Here is a 3,076-nt window from a genome sequence, read left to right on the forward strand (position 1 = left end):
ATAACTTTCTTTGATAATAATTTTATGTTTAAACTGAGATATAAAATTTTAGAGAAGTATGTTGATTATTTTGTAATATGTGAGTCTAAATTTGATCACACGGGAAAACTAAAAAAAAAGAATTTTATTTGGGATAAAAGTTATAATAAAAAAAAAATAAGATATTTTTTTTTAAAAAGCCCTTTCCCAAAAAAAAATAATAGATGGGAAAATCAAGCCATGCAAAGAGAACATTTACTTAAGTGCACTAAATTCTTATCTCCTGAAGATTATATTTTTTTTTCTGATCCAGATGAAATCATTAAGCCCAAGTTTTTAAAAAATTTTTCATTAAAAAAAAAATATGGAATTTTTTTACATGATTGTTTTAATTATAAATTTAATCTTTATAATCCTCACGAAAGTCCATGGGAAGGTACTAGAGTAGCAAAAAAAAAAAATTTAAAATCTTTAGATTTTCTAAGACAAAAAATTTTGCGTAAAAATCTTAGGTATAAATTTTATAGAATAGATAAAGAAAAAGATATTCAGGTTTTTAAAAACGCTGGGTGGCATTTCAATAATATTATGCCGGTAAAACAAATATCTTTAAAACTCAGAACTTTTGCTCACTCAGAATTTTCGTCAAAAAAATTTAGTTCTACAGTAATTATTCAACAAAAAATAAAAAAAAAGATAGATTTATTCAATAGAGGTCATAAGTATAAAAAAGTAAAATTTGACAAAAGATTCCCAAATTTTATTTTGTTGAATAAAAAAAAATTCAGAAAGTTCATTTTATAATGTAAGATTTTGGAGAGGTGGCCGAGTGGTTGAAGGCGCACGCTTGGAAAGCGTGTAAAGAGGATACTCTTTCATGGGTTCGAATCCCATTCTCTCCGCCATTTGAACAAAATTTTATAAGGGATTATATATGTAAGTTAATTTTATTTTTTATCTAATTATGATCAAAAGATTTATTTCCAGGAACAGTATTCTTTATAAACCATATCTTTATTATAGGTTAATATGGAAAGAAAAATTTTTTATAGGTAGATCAAGCTATTCTCAGTGTGGTGAAGATTTATATATTGCAAAGTTTTTTAAAAATATGGAAGTAGGTAAATTTTTTGTAGATATTGGTGCTTATCATCCTTTAAAGTATAACAATACCTATTTGCTTTATAAAAAAGGCTGGAGGGGAATTAATGTTGATCTAAATAAGACAGCAATAGATTATTTCAATATAGTAAGAAAAAAAGATATGAATATTCATGCCGCTATTAGTAATCAAAGAAAAACCACTAAAGTTTTTCTTGAGGGAATTTTTAGTCCATTAAACACAATTTTAAATAAAAAAACTAAATACAGAGAGAGAAAAATTGATAAATTTGAATTCATTAAAACAAAAAAATTCTCTGATGTTATCAAGAGACCTTTTGATTTTTTAAATATTGATATTGAGGGAATGGATTTTAAAGTGCTAAAAACCATAGATTTAAAATTTCATAAACCAAAATTAATTTGTATCGAAATTTTAAAAAAAAAAGATGTGTCAAAAATCAAAAAATATTTAAAAGTTAATAATTATAACTTCACAAGAAGTTTAGGACCAAGTTACTTTTTTAAATTGAAAAAATGAAAAATAATCTTGTCATTTATTGTGTAACAAATAAAAAATCAGGTTTTCTTGAAAACTTAAATCTTAAATTAGCAGGAGTAGGACAAGAGCAGTTTGATGAAAAATATATATCAAGTAAAACTGGAGTGAATATTCACCACAAAGAAAGTTATTATTCTGAACTTACCTTTCATTATTGGTTTTGGAAAAATTTATTAAAGACACATAATAAAGATACGTGGATTGGTTTCTGTCAAAAAAGAAGATTTTGGGTCAGAGAAAATATAAAAGATTCTGAAGTAGATTTATCAAATTTTGAAAATTATCTTTTACGTGAACCTGATAATAGTTGGAAAAATTATGATGCAATTATTTGTGATAAAATAGATTTAAGTAAAGTAAAAAAAATGAAACTTTTAAAAAGAAGTTTTAGATCATTTATAAAAAAACCAAGTTTATTTTTTGGAAAAAACAATGGGTCAATTAAATTACATTTTGATATGCATCATGGATATGGAAATTTAGAAAAAGCAATTAGTGTAATGAAAAGTGAACATAAAAATTTATTTTTGGAATATGTTTTAAAATCTAAATCTTATAATCCTCATATTATGTTTATATCTAAACCATATATAATTAATAAGTGGTTTGATGATTTATTTTCCTGGCTTGACAAATGTGAAAAAATATTTGGTTTTACTGATTTAAAAGGATATGACACTCAACGTTTATATGCCTTTTTAGCTGAAAGGTATTTATCTTTTTGGTTTAAAAAAAATACTCGTTATTTAGAGTGGCCATGGATATTTTTTGATACAACAAAATGAATAATATTTACCTATGCTCCTTTGCTTCTAATGATCTAAATAGAAGTAAAATAAGGTTTTTAGAACAATCTTCATCATTTTTTAAAAAAGAAAATTTAAAAATTTATTCAGAGCAAGATATAAGTTTAGTTATAAAAAAAGATATCAATCATAATCTGACTCGAGAAAATAGAGCTTTTGGATATGGAGTTTGGAAACCATTTATAATTTTAGATTATATTAAAAAATTACCTGAAGATAGTATTTTACAATATGCAGACATAGGTTGTCATTTTAATAAAAATGGTATTAACAGATTTTACGAGTACATATCAATGGTTCAAAAATATGATTCACTAGTTTTTGAATACAATGGCAAAGGGTTTAAAAATTATGATAATTTAAAATTTCAAAAATATGATGAGTATCAATACACAAAAAAAGATTTGTTAAATTATTTGAAAGTAGAGAATAATAAGAAAATTGTAGAAACACCTCAAATATGGTCAGGTTCATTTTTTTTAAAAAAGAATAAGAGGAACATCAATCTTCTTAAAGATTGGTTAAATGTTATGCTCGAAACAGAATTAATTGACGGATCTCTGTCAAAAAAATGAGGATAAGAATTTTATAGAAAATCGTTGGGATCAAAGTGTTTTTTCAATTATAT

General features: G+C 24.1%; 4 protein-coding genes and 1 tRNA gene. All 5 read left to right on the forward strand.

Going from position 1 to position 3,076, the window contains the following annotated elements; all coding sequences use genetic code 11:
• Window positions 1-783, forward strand: a 783-nt coding sequence (locus tag AMN95_RS00200; RefSeq protein ID WP_075521998.1) for a glycosyltransferase family 17 protein, incomplete at its 5' end; no start/stop codon positions are given.
• A gap of 11 nt (window positions 784-794) precedes the next feature.
• Window positions 795-884, forward strand: a tRNA-Ser gene (locus AMN95_RS00205).
• A gap of 59 nt (window positions 885-943) precedes the next feature.
• Complete coding sequence (locus AMN95_RS00210; protein ID WP_075521999.1) at window positions 944-1,621, forward strand: FkbM family methyltransferase; 678 nt, start codon at window positions 944-946, stop codon at window positions 1,619-1,621.
• Window positions 1,618-2,427, forward strand: a complete 810-nt coding sequence (locus AMN95_RS00215) for a DUF4422 domain-containing protein (protein WP_075522000.1) — start codon at window positions 1,618-1,620, stop codon at window positions 2,425-2,427. Before AMN95_RS00210 ends, AMN95_RS00215 begins: the two co-directional genes overlap by 4 nt.
• Window positions 2,424-3,023 (forward strand): hypothetical protein, encoded by a 600-nt coding sequence (locus AMN95_RS00220; RefSeq protein WP_075522001.1) that lies wholly within the window; start codon window positions 2,424-2,426, stop codon window positions 3,021-3,023. Before AMN95_RS00215 ends, AMN95_RS00220 begins: the two co-directional genes overlap by 4 nt.
• Window positions 3,024-3,076: the final 53 nt, after the last annotated feature.

Origin of the sequence: Candidatus Pelagibacter communis (assembly GCF_001180185.1) — a bacterium.
Lineage (GTDB): Bacteria > Pseudomonadota > Alphaproteobacteria > Pelagibacterales > Pelagibacteraceae > Pelagibacter > Pelagibacter ubique_F.